Genomic DNA, 19,513 nt, shown 5'->3' on the forward strand with positions numbered 1-19,513 from the left:
ATGTGTCGCTGGGCAGCCTATCGCGGAGACCCCCTCTATCTGGAGGAACTGGTGTCCTCACCCGCGCACTCGCTGATCGAGCAATCGCATTGCGCGACACGCGCCAAGACCCCCACCAATGGCGACGGTTTCGGCATTGCCTGGTATGGCGACCGTCCGGAGCCGGGGCGTTATCGCGATACCTTGCCGGCTTGGTCCGACTGCAATCTCAAGAGTTTGGCGCGGCAAATCCGCTCGCCGTTGTTCCTGGCGCATGTACGGGCGGCGACCGGCGGCGGCACCCGTCGTGACAACTGTCACCCCTTCACCTTCGGCAATTGGTCCTTCATGCACAATGGCCAGATCGCAGGTTTCGAACGGCTGCGTCGCCCTATGGAAGCGATGCTTGATGACGAACTCTTCAACGCCCGCGGAGGTACAACCGATTCCGAACTGATGTTCTTGCTCGCCCTGCAGTTCGGCCTGCAGCAGACGCCGATGGCTGCGATGGCGGAGATGATCCGCTTCATCGAAAGCCTTGCCGAGAAACTTCTCGGATCGGTGCTGCTGCGCTACACGGCTGCCTTCTCGGATGGCAAGGCGCTCTACGCGATCCGCTATGCGACCGACCGCAAAGCGCCCACGCTCTATGCCTCTCCGCTCGGCAAGGGCTACTGCTTGGTTTCCGAGCCGCTGAACGATGATGTCGATGCCTGGGCGGAGATCCCGGACGGAAGCGCTGTCACGCTCGGCGAAAATGGCCTTGATATCGCGCCGTTTCGTCCGGCGCAGGCAGTCGCAAAAGCCACCCCGGTCGCGATCACTGCTTGAGTCGTTCGGCGATCATCGTCGCAAGCCTCGTTGCAACCTCTTCCTTCGCCAGATCCGGCCATTGCTCGATGCCGCTGTGGCTGACGATTTTCACCCTGTTGCGGACGCCGCCCATGATGCCGGTTGCCGGCGAAACATCGTTGGCGACGATGATATCGGCACCCTTGCGGTCAAGCTTCGCCCTGGCGTTGCTTTCCACATCCTGCGTCTCTGCCGCGAAGCCGATCACCAGCTTCGGCCGCATCGTGTGATGGCCGACCGTCTTTAAAATATCGGGATTCTCCGTCAGCGCGAGCGTCGGAATGGATTCGCCCGGATGTTTCTTGATCTTCTGGTCGGTGGCTGACGCAACACGCCAGTCGGCGACCGCCGCAACCATTACGGCAACATCCGCGGGAAGCGCGGCAAGCACGGCGTCCCGCATCTGATCCGCGCGCTCGACATGGACGACCTTGACGCCAAAAGGATCGGGAATGGAAACCGGTCCGGAAACGAGGGTCACATCTGCGCCAAGCGCGGCAAGCGCCGCGGCAATCGCATGTCCCTGGCGGCCAGAGGAGCGATTGGCGATGTAACGCACTGGGTCAATCGGCTCATGCGTCGGGCCGGAGGTGACGATCGCCTTGCGGCCGGTAAGCGGCTTCGGCCGATCATGGAGCAAGGCTTCCGCCGCCGCGACGATCTCGAGCGGTTCGGCCATCCGCCCGATGCCCGCTTCGCGGCTCTCGGCCATCTCGCCGGACATCGGCCCGATGAAGCGGATGCGGTCACCGCGCAGCGTCTCGATGTTGCGCCTTGTTGCCGGATGCGCCCACATATGCGGGTTCATGGCGGGGGCCGCGAGCACTGGCCTGTCGGTCGCAAGCAGCACGGTCGACGCAAGGTCGTCGGCAAGCCCGTTCGCCATCTTGGCAAGCAGGTCGGCTGTCGCCGGCGCGATCAGGACAAGGTCGCAATCGCGCGCCAGCCGGATATGGCCGACATCCTGCTCGTCCTGCCGTGAAAACAGGTCGGTGAACACATGGTCGGCAGCAAGCGCGCCGACGGCAAGCGGCGTCACGAATTCCTCCGCGCCTTTGGTCATCAGCGGGCGTACCGATGCGCCCCGCTCCCTTAGCCGTCGGATCAGGTCCAGGCTTTTATAAGCCGCGATCCCGCCTGAAATGATGAGGAGGATGCGTTTGCCGCTGAGAACCATGACGTTCGTCCATCAAATATCTGACTGTGAGACCCTAAGCCTTTGGGGAATAATAAGCAATCGGCAGCGAAGGCCGATCGGTCGCAGTGACAACACCGTGCTGCTGTGGCATGGAACGAAGCATGGGGACCATGCGCAGCATCTTGCGGGATCGGGTATCGGCCAGCGCTGTCGCGCTGCTGGTCGCCTGTCTGCTGCTGATCCAAGGGCTGCTGAGCGGCAATGCTCAGGGCGCCGTGACGGCATCCGCCGTCGATCCCTTCGCGATCATTTGCTCTTCGAGCGGACACGGTTCCGTCGATGATGCCGGCCACGACAATTTGCCGGCCAAGAAAGCGCCGGGGTGCCCGTGTGGCACGCTCTGCCGCCTGGCATCGGTCGCCATGCCAGCAATTCTCGGCGGGCAGCAGGCGGGACCCCTTTACGTCGCAGTCGAGACTGCGATCGACACGACGATCCGAACCGATGCTGTCGTTTCACCTGCCTTACGCGGGCGGATTGCCGAACCGCGTGCGCCCCCCATCACTGCCTGACGTCATCGTTCCGCCTCCGCTCCTGTTGGGCAGAGGCCCGATTTTCTTACGTTGGGAGACCTTCATGTCCGACCTTACCATCGGTCGCGAGAGCGTCGGCGCTTCGGTGCGCTCCGCCTCCGACCTCTATCGCGCCGTCTGGCGTTGGCATTTTTACACCGGCCTTCTCGTCTTGCCTTTCATGATCACGCTGGCAATTACTGGCGGCCTCTATCTTTTCAAGGATGAGATCGATGCGGTGATCCATTCCGATCTCAAGCGCATTGACGTGCAGCAAGGCGCAAGCCGGGTAGCACCTTCCGCAATGGTGACCGCCGCCCTCACCGCCCATCCGGGAATTGCCATCAAGTTCACCGACCCGGCCGCGTCGGATGCGTCCGCTGAAATCACCATCGGCACCGAGGCGGAAGGCAAACTTGCAGTCTACGTAAATCCCTACACCGCCGAGGTGCTGGGCGTGCTGCCTGATCGCGGCACCGTCATGTGGACGATCCGCTACCTTCACAGCCTCAAGCATTTCGGCAACTACGCGCGCATGCTGATCGAGATCGCCGCCGGCTGGTCGATCCTCCTCGTCGCCACCGGCATTTATCTCTGGTGGCCGCGCCGGCAAACAGGTGGCGTTGTCTCCGTTCGCGGTACGCCAAAGCGGCGAGTCTTCTGGCGGGACATGCATGCTGTGACCGGGATCTTCGTCGGCTTCTTCATCGTCTTCCTGGCCATTACGGGAATGCCCTGGTCTGGGGTCTGGGGCGGCAAGGTCAACGAATGGGCAAACGGTAATAACTTCGGCTATCCCGCAGGTGTGCGGGTTGCCGTACCGATGTCCGACGAACATCTCGATCACGTCGCCAAGGCTTCCTGGTCGCTGGAACAGGCGCAGGTGCCGCAGTCTGCCGGGCACGCGCATCATGCACAGCCGATCGGTCTCGATAATGCGGTCGCCACCTTCGACCGTCTTGGCCTGCATCGAGGCTACGCCGTCAACATACCAACGACAGCGGATGGCGTGTTTTCCGGCTCGGTCTATCCGGACGATCTTTCCAAGCAACGGGTCGTGCATCTCGACCAGTACTCGGGGAAGTCGCTGATCGATATGAGTTATGCCGACTACGGTCCGCTGGGGAAATCGCTGGAGTGGGGCATCAATACCCATCTCGGCCAACAATTCGGGCTTGCGAACCAACTCGTGCTGCTTGCCGCCTGCCTGGCGATCATCCTGCTTGCGGTTTCGGCTGTCGTCATGTGGTGGAAGCGACGCCCCGCAGGTTCATTTGGCGTACCGCCGATGCCTGCTGACAAGCGCGTGTTTCGCGGGTTGATTGCGATGCTTGCCGTTGGTGGGATCGTTTTCCCGCTGGTCGGCCTGTCGTTGATCGTCATGCTGGCGGCGGACTGGCTTTATCTTGGAGCCAGAAAGCCGCGATCGGCCTGAGGCGCTCGTTGAAACTGGCCTATAAACGGCAGAAAGGCCGCGGAGGAGAGGAGCCGCGGCCTTTCTCATGCATGCTCTTTTGGGGTCTCGATCCTCAGAGGTTGCTCATCCCGCCATCGATGACGAGTTCACTGCCGACGATGTAGGCAGCCTCATCGGAGGCGAGGAAGACGACGGTCTTCGCAACTTCGCCGGCATCGCCGAACCGGCCGACCGGGATCTGCGACTGGATCTGTGCCGCCATCGCCTTGGAATCGGCTTCCGACATGCCAAGTTTGCCGTAAAGCGGCGTTGCGATCGGGCCGGGGCTGACGGCGTTGACGCGGATGCCGCGACCGATCAGCTCTCCGGAGAGCGTCTTGGCAAGCGTCAAAAGCGCCCCCTTGGTCAGAGCATAAACGCTCGAATTTGGCATGCCGATATGGGCATTGATCGAGGTGTTTAGCACAATCGAAGCCTGCTTCGAAAAGACCGGCAAAAGCGCCTGGATGAGGAAGAATGGGCCCTTGACGTTGATCGCGATCGACTTGTCGAAGGCTTCCTCGCTCCATTGTTCGAGCGGGCCGAATTCGGCCACGCCGGCATTGACGAAAAGAATGTCGAGATCCCCGAAGGCATCCTTGATTGCGCCGGCCACGACTTTCTGGCCGGCCGCGTTGCCGGCATCCGCCTGTATGACCAACGCCTTGTCGCCGAACTCGGCGCGGGCTGCCTCGACGCTCTTCTCGCTGCTGCCGGTGATGGCAACACGAGCGCCTTCGGCAATGAATTGACGGGCGGTTTCGAGGCCGATGCCGCTGGTGCCGCCGGTGATGAGGGCCGTTTGGTTCTTTAAGCGTGTCATTGTCGTGGGTCCTTATGATCCGGTTGATACTGGGAGGATGCGATGCAATTGCCTGTCGCCACGAACCGCTCATCCCCGGAAAATCTCTCCAGTCAGAGCGGATAATCCGCGGCCTCAGGTGCGGGTGATCGACGCGCCGCCGTCGACGAGTGAGGACGTGCCGGTGACGAAGCTTGAATCGTCGGATGCGAGGTAGAGAACCGAGCGCGCAAGCTCATCCGGCGCTGCAACGCGCTTCAACGCATGCAGGTTGGTGATGAAGCTCTGCTTGTCCGACGTGTCGTTCATCGCGCGATACATATCGGTATCGACCGCACCCGGCAGGACGGCGTTGACGCGGACCTGCTTTTGCCCGAATTCGGCGGCGAGCGCCTGCGTCAGACCAATCAGGCCGGACTTGCTGGCAGCATAGGCGGCGACGCCAGGGAAGGCGAAGCTGTAGCCGACGAAGGTCGAGGTGAAGATCACCGAGCCGCCACCGTTCTTTTCCATCTGTCCGATCTGATGCTTGGCGGCAAGAAAAGAGGCCGTCAGGTTGATCGTCAGCGCCTCGGCGAAACCGGCTTGCGAAACGCCGGTGCTGGGTCCAGCTTCGCCAAGGATGCCGGCGTTGTTGAAGGCAACGTCGAGCTTGCCGTAGCGGTCGACGGCGGTGGCGACCAGCGCCTTGTGATAATCTTCCGAGCGAACGTCGCCGGCAACGGCCACGGCCTCTCCGCCGGCTGCCTTGATCTCTTCGACCAGACTGTCGAGTTCTGCGCGGCGGCGGGCGCCGACCACGACCTTTGCTCCTTCGGCAGCAAAGAGTTTGGCGGTTGCGTGGCCGATGCCCGAGCTTGCGCCAGTGATGATGGCGACTTTTCCATTCAAGCGGTTCATTGTTCCATCTCCAGTGTTGGTTTTGGGATGGCGATTGCCGTCCCTTTCGATGGGCTAAAGATGGCATTTTCTTTTCGTTCGGATTAGTCTCCAAATGGTGGAACTCGAATTCGGATTTGCCGAACGATGATCAGGATTGAGGGAATAACGGCCTTCGTGGCGATCGTGGAATCCGGCTCGGTCAGCGAGGCCGCTAGGCGCTTGCGACTTTCAAAGTCGGTCGTCAGCGAAAGGCTCGCGGAACTCGAAAGGTCGCTTGGTGGCGTGCTCCTGCATCGCACCACCCGGAAGCTTACCCTGACAGAAGACGGTACGGCTTTTCTGGAACGCGCGACGCGGGTCGTTCAGGAAATTGAGGAAGCCACCGCAGAGATGGCGGTGCGCCGCGGCACGCTGTCCGGCCCGCTGCGGATAGCCGCCCCCGTCACCTTCGGGCGCATGCACCTTGGCCCCGCGCTCTACCCCTTCGTGGCCGAGCATCCGGAAATCCAACTGGTGCTCGACATCGACGACCGGCGCGTCGATGTCTCGTCCGAAGGTTATGATGCGGTGGTGCGCCATGGCCCAATCGTCGATTCCCGCCTGGTTGTTTGGAAGCTCAGCCGCAGCCGCCGGATTCTCGTCGCTTCTCCGGCTTATCTGGATCGCCATGGCATGCCGAAAACCCTAGCCGATCTCGATGGCCACAAGGGCATTTTCTACACCAATCGTGGCGTTGCGGACTGGCGCTTCCAGACGCCAGATGGCGCGATTGTCGTCCGTGCCAGTCAGGCGCTCGGGATGAACAACGGCGATATGATCCGCGATGCTGCGGCCGCCGGTCTCGGCATCGCGCTTCTTCCCGCTTTCATTGCCGGACGCGCGATCAGCGCAGGGCAGCTCCAGGAGATCGATGTCGGCTACAAACCGGAAGCCGAGTTCATCTACATGGCCCATCCCGAAGGTCGCAATCCCTCCGCTAAGCTGCGTGCCGTCGCCGACCACTTGCGCAAGACCTTCGGCGATCCGCCCTATTGGGATACTGCCGGCTGATCAAATGAGGCTCATCATATTGGCGGCCACCCGCGACCGCTGTGCCTTCAGCACGGCGAGGCCGAGACGCGCGACCAGCGGTGGTCCCTCAATCGGCCGGTAGGCCACGCCGTCGAGCGCCACATGCGCAATCGAAGCCGGCACGATCGACACGCCAAGATCGGCGGCGACAAGATTGACGACAGAGGGAATCTGGGGCGCCTCCTGTGTCACGACAAGCTCGAAGCCGGCATCGCGGCACCCGCGTACGATATCATCGTAGAGACTGAGACCAACCGTGCGCGGGAACAAGATGAAGGGCTCGCCGGCAAGCGCTGAGAGCGGCACCTTGTCGTATTTTGCGAGCGGGTGGTGCGCCGGCAGGGCGATCAGCATCGGCTCATCGGCCAGCCGTTTCAGCGCGACGTCCTTCGGATCCTCCAGCCCGGGCCTGATGAAGGCGACGTCGATTTCCTGGCGCAGCAATTTCTCCATGAGCCAATTGCTGTTCATCTCGGTCAGCGACAGGCTGACATCCGGCCATTGTCCACGAAAACGACGGATTGTGCCGCTGACCGCTGTGTTGAAGGCTGAGGACGCGGTGAAGCCGAGCGCCAGCCTGCCGGTCTCGCCGCGTGTCGCGCGCTGGGCGGCGAGCTTCGCCTTCTCGGCAGCCGCGACGGCAGCGCGTCCTTCCGGCAGGAAGGCGTTGCCGGCCTCTGTCAACTCCGCGCCATGCGGAACGCGATAAAACAGCGCGGCTCCGACTTCGTTTTCGAGATCGCGGATTTGCTGGCTGAGCGGCGGCTGGCCGATGCCGAGCTTCGCCGCGGCGCGAGTGAAATTTCTCTCTTCGGCCACGGCCAGGAAATAGCGGATATGGCGCAACTCCATCGGTATCTCCAAAAGCAATGAAGAATGGCATTTTCATATATTGGACAAATGGCGTGCTGCTGGCTAGATCAAAAGGCGTGAAAGGTTGGTGCCCTCATGCAACGCGCCGCAGACAACTCGCCAGACGTCTCCGAAGTCCATTCGCGTCCAAATCTCCACGTCGTGCGCACGACGGCGGAACCGCAGGACAAGCAGTTTCTGCTGCGCGGCACCTCGTCTTATCGTCGCGCCAGCCTGGCACTCTTCCTCTCCGGTTTTGCGACATTCTCGCTGCTCTATTGCGTGCAGCCACTGATGCCGATCTTTGCTGTGGACTTCGCAGTGAGCCCGGCCGCGAGCTCGCTATCATTGTCCTTGTCGACCGGCTTCCTCGCCTTTGCGATCTTCTGTGCGGCGGCCGTCTCCGAAAGCTTCGGCCGCCGCAGCCTGATGTTCGCCTCGCTGCTCGGCGCTGCCCTTTGCACGATCGCCTGCGCCCTCGTGCCAAGCTGGCACGCGCTCCTTGTTATCCGCGCGCTCGAAGGGTTGTTGCTCGGCGGCGTGCCTGCCGTTGCCATGGCCTATCTCTCCGAGGAAATCGATCCTCGCGGGCTTGGTGCTTCGATGGGCCTTTATATTGCTGGGAACGCTTTCGGCGGCATGGCTGGCCGTGTCGTCACCGGTACGCTGGCTGAATTCTTCTCGTGGCGCATCGCGTTGGGCACGCTCGGCATGCTGGGCCTTGCCGCAGCGATAGGCTTCTTCCTGCTGCTGCCCGCATCGCGCAATTTTACGCCGCGCAAGGGTTTTGACGCCCGCTTTCATGTGAAGGCCTGGGTCGGCCACATCAGCAATCCAGCACTGCCGTTGCTCTTTGCGGTCGGCTTTCTCGCCATGGGCACCTTCGTCACCGTCTATAATTACATCGGCTTCCGCCTCGTTCAGGCACCCTACCATCTCAACCAGACCGAACTCGGCCTGATCTTCACGGTCTATCTCTTTGGTATCGCTGCATCCTGGATCGCCGGACTGCTGGGAGATCGGATTGGCCATTTCATCGTCCTGTCGGCTGGCATTGCCGTTGCGGCCGCCGGTGTCGCGATCACCCTTTCCCCCTCCTTGCCGCTGATCGTGCTTGGCATTGTGCTGCTGACATCAGGCTTCTTCGTCGCTCACTCCGTCGCAAGCGCCCTCGTCGGTCGTCTTGCGCGCGGCACCAAGGGGCATGCCTCCTCCCTCTACCTGCTGTCCTACTACGTAGGCTCCAGCGTCGCCGGTTCGGCCGGCGGTTATTTCTGGGGCGCCGATGGCTGGAATGCTGTCGTGCTCTTCACACTGGCGTTGCTCGCCTTGGGTATGATCGCAGCACTCATTGCCGCACGGTTGGCAAGTCGGTAGAATCGCTCATGATTCGTATTGACCACCTCGATCACCTTGTTCTGACGGTCACCGATGTTGAGGTGACCTGCGGCTTTTACGCGCGGACGCTCGGCATGACCGCCGAAACCTTCGGGGAGGGGCGCAGAGCCCTGAGGTTTGGCGACCAGAAAATCAACCTTCACCAGCATGGCCACGAATTCGAGCCCAAGACGAAGCAGCCGACCCCAGGCTCGGCTGACCTCTGCTTCATCGCCAGCACGCCGCTGGCAGATGTCATCGCGCATCTTCAATCGCAGGGAGTGACAATCGTCGAGGGACCTGTCGATCGCACAGGTGCAGCCGGGCCGATCCGCTCCGTCTATATCAGGGATCCGGATGGCAATCTGATCGAAGTGTCGAATCCGAAACCTGAAGTCTGAAAATAATAAGCCGGCTATACGTTTTTCAGCGTACGTCGCGGCTGAACCCCTCTCATGCCGCTCCACAAATACCAGAAAACGGAGATCAGAATGATCACGCCGCCGATGATCGTGGAAACAGCGGGTGTCTCGGCGAAGGCAAGCCAGACCCAGAGTGGGCCGAGCACCACGTCCAGCAGCCCGATCAACCCGGCCTCGCTCGAGGGAATGTAGCGACCGCCGGTCATGAACAGCAGATAAGCGATTCCCGATGTCGTCGACCCGAAAACGGCAAGCACGAGGATTTCCTGCAGGCTCGGCATCGCATGAGACATCAGGGGCAGGCAGAGCAGCACGCAGAAGCCGGATCCAAGCGCATTGACCGGCGCCAGCCGCAGGGCGGGATAGCGCCGCGCCGCAACAAGCAGGATACTGAAGGTGACGGTCATCAGAAAGGCGAGCGCGTTGCCTGCGATATCGTCGGGCTTCGCGCCGAAACCGGCGACGATCAGGACGCCGACGAACGCGATCAGGCTGGCGGTAAGCACCCGTCTGCTGATGGTCTCCTTCAGCCAGACATAAGCGATACCCGCTGCGACAAAGGGAACAGTTGCGTAAATCGCAAGGACGTTGGCGACAGTCGTCAGCTTCAGCGCGCCGACATAGCCATACATCGACGTTGCGGCCATCAGCCCAAACAGCGGATAGAAATACAACGGCACCTTGCCGGGCTCCGAGCTGATCCGCTGCTTTGCCAGAATGATGATCGTCAGCGCCAGCCCGCCGAACAGCGAGCGCCAGCCGAGTACGGTCCAGACGTCGAGATCGAGCGCCCGCACGAAGAGCCCCGCGGTGCTCCACATGATCGTAGCGATGCCGACGAGGAGCATACCGTAAGTGCGGGGCTGCATGGCGAGGTCCGTTCGTTGGAAGGGCAGGCGAATCGACATCCGATCTCTATCAGACACGCGCGACTCGCGATCGATCCGTTGCGCCACGCCATAGCGTAATCCGACGGAAAATTTGGATGACGGACCTCGGTGCGATCCTATCCAAGACGGATGTAAGGAACGTCCTTCTTTGCCACCTCGTCCAGCGCCTCGTCATAGCCGGCATCGGCATAGCGCATGACGCCAAGCGCCGTGTCGTTGGTGAGCGCATGGTCTAGCCGCTCGTCGGCGGCGTGGGTGCCATCGGCCACCACGGTTACGCCGCAGCTCGTCATGTAGCCGGCATAACCTCCGCCGCCGGAATGGACGACGACGAGATCGGCCATCGATGAGCAGAGCATCATCGCATCGATCAACGGCCAGTCGGCGATCGCGTCGGAGCCGTCTTTCATCCGCTCGGTCATGATGTTCGGATGCGCCATCGCACCGGCGTCGAGATGATCACGCGAGAAGGCAATAGGTCCCCTCAACTCACCGCGTGCGACCAGCTCGTTGACCCGGCGGGCCAGCATCGTGCGTTCGCCGTGGCCGAGCCAGGCAATGCGCGCCGGCAAGCCCTCGAAGGGCACGTGCTCTCGCGCCAGCCGGATCCAGTTGGTGATGATCTTGTTCTCGGGAAACATTTCCAGCAGCAAATCGTCGATCCGCGCGATGTCGCTTTCCTCGCCTGACAGTGCCATCCAGCGGAAGGGACCGATTGCCCGCGCAAAGAGCGGCCGGAGATAGGCTTCGGTGAAGATCGGAATGTCGAAGGCGTTGGCTAAGCCGCCTTCTTTCGCCTGGGTGCGGATCAGGTTGCCGTTGTCGAAGACTTCCGAGCCCTTGTTCTGGAAGTCCAGCATTGCTGTCACATGCTGGACGATCGAGGCGCGGCTTGCCGCCATCAACTGTCCCTGGCCGTCGTCGCGCAGCTCACGAACCTGCGCAAGGCTCATGCCCTTCGGCACGTAGCCGTAGACGAGGTCGTGGGCGGAGGTCTGGTCGGTGACGATATCGGGAACGATGCCGCGCCGCGCGATTTCGGGATAGATCTCCGCCGCATTGCCGACAAGCCCGACCGACAACGCCCGCCTATCCTGCAAGGCAGCATCGATCATGGCGAGCGCGGTATCGAGATCCGACGCGATTTCCTGCAGGTAGCCGATCTCCTGCCGCTTCTTCGCGCGCTCGGGATCGATGTCGACGCAGAGGATAGCGGCACCCGCCATGCGGCCGGCGAGCGGCTGCGCGCCGCCCATGCCGCCGAGCCCCGCCGTCAGCACGAAGCGTCCGAAGAGATCGCCGCCAAACCGGCGCTCGGCGATCCGCATGAAGATTTCATAAGTGCCCTGAATGACGCCCTGGCTGCCGATGTACTGCCAGGCGCCGGCCGTCAGCCCGCCCCAGCAGATCAGTCCCTTGCGCTGCAGCTCGTAGAAGACCTCCGCCTTCGCCCATTGCCCGACGATGTTGCAGTTCGCCATGATCACCAATGGCGCCTTCGCGTGCGTCTTCACAAGGCCGATCGGCTTGCCGGACTGGATGAGCAGCGTCTGGTCCTCGTCCATTTCGGTCAGCGCCTTGACGATGCCCTTGTGCGCCGCCCAGTTGCGGGCGGCTTTGCCGAGTGCGGCGTACACGACGAGATTATCCGGATCCTCGCCGACCGAGAGAACATTTTCCAGAAGCCGCAGCAGCGCCTCCTGCCGCCAACCCTTGGCGCGTAATTCCGGTCCGCCCGGAATCGGAAATTTCGGATGACGTGGATTGGGCTTCGGCATCTTGGTCGTTCCTCTATCTCTGTCTTTTTGGGCCTCTTGGCTCCATGTCCCGCTCACTTGGCGGGTAGTGAGCGCACAAAGGTTATGGCGGCCTCCAGGAGACGGCGCCGCATATCGTCATCGCCGTAAATCTCCGCGCCGACCCTGACCCAGCCGTGCATCGCACGACCGCCGGAAAGCATTTGCGCGGCGCCGGGCAAATTGAGCGCCCAGCCGTCGTTGCCTTTGCCGAGACGGATCAGCATGCCGTCTGCTCGGGCGCCGCAAAGGAGATTTCCGTCAAGCAGGAAGGCCAAGCCGCCGAACATCGGCTTCCAGCTGAGACCGGAAATAGTGCCTAGCTCCTCCCTCAGCAATTCCTCGAGGCCGACGTCCCGCGCCATGAGATCAGGCCTCTGCCGCGAGCGCGTAGCGGGCAAGCTCGATGCCCATCGCTTTCTCCACCGGGGGATATACGGTCGGGTCAAGAACGCTGGCCGACAGCGGAATGATGCTCATCGGCACATGCAGGATGAAGACATGCATGCCGCCCTTCAACTGGCCGACGCTCAGCGGCTCTCCGTCAGGCGAGAGCGTCGTGATAACAGAGGGGAAGGTCGCGACCCGTTTGCCCTCGATGTCGTCGACGGCCATGTATTCGTTCATCACATGCATGGTCACTGCCTTGTCGCCGGAGCCGACGACGATCGTGCCGATGTCGAAGGCCTCATTGGTATAGACGACGTCCTTCTTGGTGATGATGCCTTCCGCCAGGATGTGCCCGCCGGTTGTCTTGCAGATGGCGTCGATCACGGCCGAGCCACCGATCTTCTCCGCCGCGATGATCGCCTCGCCAAGCGCCAATGCCATTGAGATGCCCCCAAGCGCCGCGTGGGTACGCACATAAGAGGCGCGCAGCGGATTGCGGCAACTGGCGATAAAGCCACCGGACTGATCGGAAGCCGCCCGCAGGATCGGCGAGATCTTCGCCGTCGCGCCCTTCACGACAAGCTCGATGTATCGGTTTTCGGCGCGGTTCCCGCCGACCGCCGTCTGGATCATCTGTTCAGGCGAGCCCGCCATGCCGATCGAGCCCATGTCGCCGGTCGGATGCGCGCGGATATCGCCGACGGCATCGACGACCTTGGTTCCGAGAATGGCGGAGGGCAGCCAGCCGTTCAGCGTCGATGACTTGCCGTTTTGGCCGATGATCAGGCCGGAAAGCTTCTCCCCGAGTTCGTCCTGCAGCAACTGCACGGCCTTCACGTAGTCGACGCCCTGCATTTCCCAGGGGGTCGTGGAGGCGGGCGCGCCGATCGCGGCGGCAGTAGCGATCCAGTCGTCGTCCTTCAACTCATCGATCGAAACGAGTTCCGGCTTGCCGACGTTGACGGCGGCATAGCCGAGCATGCGGCCATGATCGGCCCAGCCGCCGCCACCGGCGGCATAGACCGATCCGCCCTTGACAGCTGCTTCGACATCCTTCTCAACGAGTATGCGTCCCATCAGGCGTTCTCCTGCTTCAAGCTCTTGTCCATGTCTAAGACGGCTTCGAAAAGCACGGCGGCCCCAAGCGCGATATCATCGTTTTCCGCCCATTCGTCAGCGGAGTGACTGCGCCCCTCCTTGCAGGGCACGAAGATCATGGCCGCGGCCGCCACCTTGGCAATCCAGGCCATGTCGTGGCCGGCGCCCGATGCCATGCGCCGGTGCTTGGCGCCGACGGTTTCGCACGCCTTTTCGAGCGTCTTCAATAGTCCGGCATCGCTCGGCGTCGGATAATTGTCGGAGACGCGCATGGGGCTCTTGATCGACACTTCGTAAGCGATGGCTAACTTAATGACGTGTTCGTCCAGCCACTCACTGAAGGCTTCCATGTCATTGCGAACCTCGGCGCGTCCATCGATCAGCAGGACGACCTTCGAGGGAACGACGTTGGCCGCATTCGGCTCGATCCGGAATTCGCCGACTGTCGCCGCAAAATGCCCAGGCGTCTTTGCCCGGGCGGCCGCGGCATTGCGGATATCGAGAACCAGTTGCGCGGCGGCGACCAGCGCATCCGAGCGACTATCCATCGGCGTCGTGCCGGCATGGTCCGCGCGCCCCTCGACGATGATCTCAATCCGGGTGATCCCGGCGATCGCCGTGACGATGCCGATATCCTTCTTCTCGTTCTCAAGGACCGGTCCCTGCTCGATATGCAGTTCGAGAAAGCCGGCAATATCGGGCCTGTTCTGCTGCGGCAGCACGCCCGGGCGCCCGCCGACCTCGGCAATCGCCTCGGCCAGATCACGCCCGTCCGTCACGCGGGAAAGCCAGGCTTCCGGCAGTTGCCCGGTCATGCCTCGGCTGCCGATACAGGAGACGCCGAAAATGCTGACCTCCTCCGCAAGGAAGTCGACGATCTCCAGGTCGTGATCGAGTTCAATGCCCTGATCGCTGAGCGCACGCGCGACTTCCAGCGCCGCCACCACGCCGGCAGTGCCGTCGAAGCGCCCACCATCCGGCACAGTGTCCGAATGCGATCCGAGCATGATCGTGCCGAGCCCGTCTACGGCGCCCCGTCGCTTGCCGATCAGGTTGCCGGCGGCATCGGTCCTTGTCTCAAGGCCAGCCGCCCGCATGCGCGCTTCGATATAGGAGCGCCCCTCGAGAAAGAGAGGGGAGAAGGCGCGGCGCGTCCACGGACGGGACGGCTCGGTAATCCCGGCCAGAGCGTCGATATCCTCCGCGATACGGCCGGCATTGACCGGCAGGTTTCGGGTCATTCTGCGGCTCCGGCGATCACCTGCCTTGGCAGCGGACGCACAAATTGGCCGGTCCCCGGCTCAGCCAACACGGTCGCGCCATCGGTGATCTTGCTACCCCGCAGATAGGTCGCGGAGACCGTCCAGGGAAGGCGAATGCCATTGTAAGGGCTCCAGCCGACCACGTTGTTGCCGCTTGCTGCCGCATCATAGACCGTTTCGCGCGGCTCGAGCACGACGATATCGGCGTCCTTGCCTGATGTGAGCGCGCCCTTCACGTGATCGAGGCGGAAATGCTTCGCCGGGTTTTCCGCCATCAGCTTTGCCGCCCATGTCAGCGGGATGCCGCGCTCGGAGGCGCCCTTGATGAAGAGCGGCACCATCACTTCGAGCCCGGGCACGCCTGACGCGTTTGCGAGCATGTCAGGGTTGGTCTTGCGATTTTCGGACCAGCTGACGTGATCTGTCGAGACCAGCCAGACATTGCCCTCGGCGACCCTGCGCCACAGCGCCTCGACCTCGGCGCGCGGCCGGATCGGCGGATTGATCTTCGCCTTGCCGCCGAGGCGTTTGACGTCGTTTTCCTCGTCCAGCGTCAGATAATGAATGCAGCATTCCACCGTCGCCTCGAAGCCATCGCGGCGGTAGGCGCGTGCGATGTCGTAGCCGCGTCCGAGGGAGCAATGCACCACATGCGACGGGCATCCAGTATTGGCGCCGGTTTCGAAGATGGTGTGCATCGCCAGCAGCTCGGTGATCGGCGGCCGGGACAGTCCATGCGCCCGCCAATCCGTGATCCCGCTTGCTTTCACGCGCTCCATATAGGTGCGAACAGCTTCGTCATCCTCGTTGTGAACGCCGGCGGTCAGCCCCGTCGGTGCGATCGCGGCAAAGCACTCGTCCAGAAGGGCAGGGGGGATGCGCGGGAAACGTTTCGGGTCCGTACCGAACGTCGAGAACTTGAAGGCGGCAACGCCGGCATCCACCATTTCGGCTACCCGCTTGGCGCCTTCCTCAGGATCCACGGTTCCGTAGAGCGCAAAATCGACCCGCGCCTGCGGAACGGCATGGGCGATCTTCTTCTTCACGGCTTTCGCCGATGAGACAAGGTTGCCTTCATCGTAGGGCATATCGACGATCGTCGTCACGCCGCCGGCAGCAGCCGAGCGGGTCGACCAGATGAAATCCTCCTGGTCCTTTTGCGACAGCGAGTGAACCTGGGCGTCGATTGCTCCTGGCAGGATCAATGCCTTGCCGAGGAGGTGGCGCTCGCGCGCGGCAGGCGGCACGCCGAGACCGATTTCCGCAATCTTGCCATCGCGGACGGCGACGTAGCCGGCTTCCAGGATCCGCTCCGGCAAAACGACCGTGCCTTGCAGAACGAGATCGAAATCAGCCATGCCGCTTTCTCCGTGGCGAATATTGAAGGGATCAGATAGCGACCGGTTCCTGGGTCAGGCGCTGTTCGATGCGCTCCAGCGAGCCGAGCGCAAAGAAATCGTCGAACGAAGCGATCGGCACCTCTTCGATGAGTTTGGACATGAAGGCGCTGGAACCAAGCTCGTCCTCGATCGCTTCCACCTCGGCAGAGAGCGGCCGGTCGACCGTATAAAAGTCCGCATGCTTGCGAACGACGTCATAAAGCATACCGCCGACGCCCTTCGGCTTGTCGCTGAGGATGTCCACGGCCTGCGCCGAAAGCAGTGCTTCGAGAGCGGCAAGTCGCATCAGAGCTCGCATCTGGCGCTCGAAACGCTCGATCACCAGCGGCAGGAAGGCAGCCTCATCCTCAAGGCCCGCCGCAACGACCAGAGACTGCGCCGACACCGGGTTTGACATCGACAGCACGCGCGAGAAAATCTCGCCGGCCAGCTTGATGATTGGGCCGAAACCTGTGGCGATACGGCCGGGCGGCACGAGATTGACGGGCAGGTCGCGGCGCTGGCCGTTGCCGAGCAGGACGCATCGGTTGAAAGCGTTGCGGGCGGCGTGCGCCATGCAGAGAGCCGCCGATTCCAGCAGGATCGTCACATCGAGCGGCAGCGACCCGCCCGAGGTCATGACCCGACCCTCGACGACGACAGGGTTGTCGTCGGAGCGTCCGGTGGCGGCGAGGATCTTGTGTCCTGTTGTCAGCAGGTTCTCAATCACCGCGCCGAAGACCTGCGCGATCATGCGCAGGCTCAACGGGTCTTGGACGTGGGTTTTGACCGGCCAATCCCAAGCGTCCGAGGCGTTGCAGAGCCAGGAGCCGATCAAAGCCTCCCGGGAGGTGCCGACATGGCGGACGGAAAGCCACGGATCGCGGGACGCGCCAAGCGCGCCTGATGCCATCATGCCGGAGGCCAGCAGCACGCGAATGGAGGCTGCGGCATTGCGTGTCGCATCCGCCGCTGCCGCGAAGCTCACGGCGTTGACGCTGAGCGAGGCGAGGCTGTCGCGCGGAGCCATGGTGAAGGGCTTCATGCCGGCTGCCGCGAAGGCATCGGCCGCCTGCATGCGCTTGCCACGATGGACGGCTTCCCCGACGCCGGTCAGCACGGCGCCGATCTGTCCCATGAGGCCGATGTCGGCGCAACCAATGGAGCCGGTACGGCGGACGACCGGAATGATGTCAGCTTCCAGCATCCGCATATAGGCGTCGACGAGTTCACGCGTGCAGCCGACCTGCCCTGTCAGAGCGGTATTGATGCGGATGGCCATCGCATTGCGCACAACGGAGCTCGAAAACGGCGTCCCTGTGCCGAAGTGATGCGCACGCACGAGCCCGAGATTGAAAGCGTCCAAATCCTCCGGGGACCACTCGACATCCTTCATGGCGCCGACGCCGGTCGTCGCACCGTAGACGGGCATCCCGGCGTTGATCGCATCCTCGACAATTCCGCGCGCGATCTCGACACGGGCCATGCCCGTTGCCGAAGCTGAAAGCGCCACCTTGCCCGATCCGATCCTCACCATCTCAGCAAAGCTGAGCGGCTGCCCGGAAAGTTCGATGCGGGGGCGTTCATGCTTCATCTGCCATATCTCCTTGAAAAGTGAGACTATGCGACGGCGCTACTCGATGGGATATCCCAAATATCGAACACAACATGCATTGCTGCGATGGATCAGGTCACCACCCAGGCTATATAGAGAAGGGCGAGCGCGATAATCCAGAGGGCGAACCGACCGGAGCGATTGTGGCGCGCTTCGGATTTGCCGATGGCCTCGGCCGTTTCCGCATCGAACCGGAGCCCGTGTTCGCTCATGTGCAGCAACTCGTGATGAAACTTCTCGGTCTTGGCGGCAATCTCAGGCGCGGCTTCGGCAAGCTTGACCGCCGCCTTCAACCCATCCTTGAGGTCGGTAACGATGCGCTTCGGGCCGAGATTGTTGCGGATCCAGTCGCCGACCACGGGTTCGGACGCTTTCCACATGTTGAAGCGCGGATTGAGCATGCGCGACACGCCTTCGACCACGACCATCGTCTTCTGCAACATGACCAGTTCTGGCCGCGTCGCCATGTCGAAGAGTTCGGTCACCTCGAAGAGGAGCGTCAGCAGCTTGCCCATCGAGATGGTTTCGGCAGGCTGTCCGTGTATGGGCTCGCCGATCGCGCGGATCGCCTGCGCGAAGCTCTCGACATTGTGGTGGCCCGGCACGTAGCCCGCCTCGAAGTGGACCTCCGCCACCCGGATATAGTCACGGGTGATGAAACCGAACAGAATTTCGGCAAGGAAGCGGCGCTCCTTCTTCCCCAGCCTTCCCACGATCCCCATGTCGACAGCAACGATATCGCCGTGCTCGTCGACAAAGAGATTGCCGGGATGCATGTCGGCATGGAAGAAGCCGTCGCGCAGCGTATGACGCAGGAAGGACTGGATCAGCGCATCCGCAAGCATATTGAGATCATGACCGGCTGCGCGCAAGCCATCGACGTCGGACATCTTGACGCCGTCGATCCACTCCATGGTGATCACGTCGCGGCCGGTGCGCTCCCAATCGACCTTCGGCACACGGAAGCCCGGGTCCTTCTCGGTGTTTTCGGCGATCTCGGAAAGGGCCGCAGCCTCCAGGCGCAGGTCCATTTCCACTTTGGTCGTCTGCTCCAGGGTCTTCGTCACTTCGACCGGCCTCAACCGCCGGCTTGAAGGCATGAAGCGCTCCTGCATGTGAGCGACGAGATACATCGCCTCAATGTCATGGGAGAAACGCTGACGCACGCCTGGGCGTACAACCTTGACCGCAACCTTCTTGCGTCCGGCAGCCGTATCGACCTCGGCGGGGTGGACCTGGGCGATCGAAGCGGCCGCAATCGGGTCGCCGAAGCTTGCATATAGCTCCTCGATCGGGCGGCCGAGAGACCCGGAGATGCTCGCCTTGGCGGCGGCAAGCGGAAAGAACGCCATGCGGTCCTGGAGCTGCGACAGATCGTCGGCGAACTCGACGCCAACGACATCCGGGCGCGTTGCCAGGAACTGGCCGATCTTCACATAGGAGGGGCCGAGCCGCTCAACGGCCTGCGCCAGCCGGTCGCTGCGCTTCTTCGATTTCGAACGATTGCGCGCGAAGAGGCCGACAAACGACTTGGCAAGGCCGACCGAGGGCGGAAGATCGTCCGACGGAAGGGCCGAAATCACGCCTTCGCGCACGAGAATCCAGCCAACACGCCAGAGCCGGAAATATGCTCCCAAGGTGCTCATGCCGGATTGCCTGCCTGCGAACGCAAGCGGGTGA

At 62.4% G+C, this 19,513-nt stretch carries 18 protein-coding genes; 6 read left to right on the forward strand and 12 right to left on the reverse strand.

What is annotated here, in order from left to right; all coding sequences use genetic code 11:
- Positions 1-810, forward strand: a complete 810-nt coding sequence (locus K9B32_RS06750; RefSeq protein ID WP_224561101.1) for a class II glutamine amidotransferase — start codon at positions 1-3, stop codon at positions 808-810.
- Here K9B32_RS06750 and coaBC read toward each other — a convergent pair.
- A complete protein-coding gene (coaBC, locus tag K9B32_RS06755) occupies positions 800-2,008 on the reverse strand; it encodes a bifunctional phosphopantothenoylcysteine decarboxylase/phosphopantothenate--cysteine ligase CoaBC (protein ID WP_224561102.1) in 1,209 nt (402 codons plus the stop codon). The two genes, K9B32_RS06750 and coaBC, sit on opposite strands and share 11 nt — an antisense overlap.
- Before the next feature lie 131 nt (positions 2,009-2,139).
- Here coaBC and K9B32_RS06760 point away from each other — a divergent pair, with 131 nt between their 5' ends.
- Together K9B32_RS06760 and K9B32_RS06765 are read left to right on the forward strand one after the other, a co-directional pair.
- A complete protein-coding gene (locus K9B32_RS06760) occupies positions 2,140-2,541 on the forward strand; it encodes a hypothetical protein (protein ID WP_224561103.1) in 402 nt (133 codons plus the stop codon).
- A gap of 64 nt (positions 2,542-2,605) precedes the next feature.
- Positions 2,606-3,976, forward strand: a complete 1,371-nt coding sequence (locus tag K9B32_RS06765) for a PepSY-associated TM helix domain-containing protein (RefSeq protein ID WP_224561104.1) — start codon at positions 2,606-2,608, stop codon at positions 3,974-3,976.
- A 94-nt stretch (positions 3,977-4,070) separates the two neighbouring features.
- Here the strand turns inward: K9B32_RS06765 and K9B32_RS06770 are convergent, their stop codons facing one another.
- Both K9B32_RS06770 and K9B32_RS06775 read right to left on the reverse strand, forming a co-directional pair.
- Positions 4,071-4,820, reverse strand: coding sequence for an SDR family oxidoreductase (locus tag K9B32_RS06770; protein WP_224561105.1), 750 nt, complete (start codon positions 4,818-4,820; stop codon positions 4,071-4,073).
- Between the two features lie 114 nt (positions 4,821-4,934).
- Entirely contained in the window at positions 4,935-5,699 is a 765-nt protein-coding gene (locus K9B32_RS06775; RefSeq protein WP_224561106.1) for an SDR family oxidoreductase, read from the reverse strand.
- Between the two features lie 126 nt (positions 5,700-5,825).
- Between K9B32_RS06775 and K9B32_RS06780 the strand changes: the two genes are divergently transcribed.
- The gene (locus K9B32_RS06780) at positions 5,826-6,731 is read left to right on the forward strand and encodes a LysR family transcriptional regulator (RefSeq protein ID WP_224561107.1); all 906 of its coding nucleotides are present in this window, start codon (positions 5,826-5,828) and stop codon (positions 6,729-6,731) included.
- On the opposite strand, the gene K9B32_RS06785 is transcribed toward K9B32_RS06780, so the two are convergent.
- Complete coding sequence (locus K9B32_RS06785; protein ID WP_224561108.1) at positions 6,732-7,604, reverse strand: LysR family transcriptional regulator; 873 nt, start codon at positions 7,602-7,604, stop codon at positions 6,732-6,734.
- Positions 7,605-7,700: 96 nt separating this feature from the next.
- Between K9B32_RS06785 and K9B32_RS06790 the strand changes: the two genes are divergently transcribed.
- Positions 7,701-8,981, forward strand: coding sequence for an MFS transporter (locus K9B32_RS06790; protein WP_224561109.1), 1,281 nt, complete (start codon positions 7,701-7,703; stop codon positions 8,979-8,981).
- An 8-nt stretch (positions 8,982-8,989) separates the two neighbouring features.
- Positions 8,990-9,382: a VOC family protein gene (locus K9B32_RS06795; protein WP_224561110.1), complete on the forward strand. Its 393-nt coding sequence runs from the start codon at positions 8,990-8,992 to the stop codon at positions 9,380-9,382.
- Positions 9,383-9,396: 14 nt separating this feature from the next.
- On the opposite strand, the gene K9B32_RS06800 is transcribed toward K9B32_RS06795, so the two are convergent.
- The 8 genes from K9B32_RS06800 to ubiB all read right to left on the reverse strand — a co-directional run bounded on the left by K9B32_RS06800 (position 9,397) and on the right by ubiB (position 19,479).
- Positions 9,397-10,311, reverse strand: coding sequence for a DMT family transporter (locus tag K9B32_RS06800; protein ID WP_224561111.1), 915 nt, complete (start codon positions 10,309-10,311; stop codon positions 9,397-9,399).
- Positions 10,312-10,409: 98 nt separating this feature from the next.
- A complete protein-coding gene (locus K9B32_RS06805) occupies positions 10,410-12,071 on the reverse strand; it encodes a urocanate hydratase (RefSeq protein WP_224561112.1) in 1,662 nt (553 codons plus the stop codon).
- Between the two features lie 53 nt (positions 12,072-12,124).
- The gene (locus K9B32_RS06810; protein ID WP_224561113.1) at positions 12,125-12,454 is read right to left on the reverse strand and encodes a TfoX/Sxy family protein; all 330 of its coding nucleotides are present in this window, start codon (positions 12,452-12,454) and stop codon (positions 12,125-12,127) included.
- Between the two features lie 4 nt (positions 12,455-12,458).
- Positions 12,459-13,556, reverse strand: a complete 1,098-nt coding sequence (locus tag K9B32_RS06815; RefSeq protein WP_224561114.1) for a DUF917 domain-containing protein — start codon at positions 13,554-13,556, stop codon at positions 12,459-12,461.
- Positions 13,556-14,818: a Zn-dependent hydrolase gene (locus K9B32_RS06820; RefSeq protein ID WP_224561115.1), complete on the reverse strand. Its 1,263-nt coding sequence runs from the start codon at positions 14,816-14,818 to the stop codon at positions 13,556-13,558. Before K9B32_RS06820 ends, K9B32_RS06815 begins: the two co-directional genes overlap by 1 nt.
- The gene (locus K9B32_RS06825) at positions 14,815-16,197 is read right to left on the reverse strand and encodes a dihydroorotase (protein ID WP_224561116.1); all 1,383 of its coding nucleotides are present in this window, start codon (positions 16,195-16,197) and stop codon (positions 14,815-14,817) included. The genes K9B32_RS06820 and K9B32_RS06825 overlap by 4 nt, the downstream gene beginning before the upstream one ends.
- Before the next feature lie 31 nt (positions 16,198-16,228).
- Positions 16,229-17,812 carry an aromatic amino acid lyase gene (locus K9B32_RS06830; protein ID WP_224561117.1) on the reverse strand — a complete coding sequence of 528 codons (1,584 nt, stop codon included), beginning with the start codon at positions 17,810-17,812 and terminating at the stop codon, positions 16,229-16,231.
- A gap of 92 nt (positions 17,813-17,904) precedes the next feature.
- A complete protein-coding gene (gene ubiB, locus K9B32_RS06835; RefSeq protein WP_224561118.1) occupies positions 17,905-19,479 on the reverse strand; it encodes a 2-polyprenylphenol 6-hydroxylase in 1,575 nt (524 codons plus the stop codon).
- Positions 19,480-19,513: the final 34 nt, after the last annotated feature.

The sequence above is a fragment of the Rhizobium sp. 3T7 genome (genome assembly GCF_020166565.1).
GTDB lineage: Bacteria > Pseudomonadota > Alphaproteobacteria > Rhizobiales > Rhizobiaceae > Rhizobium.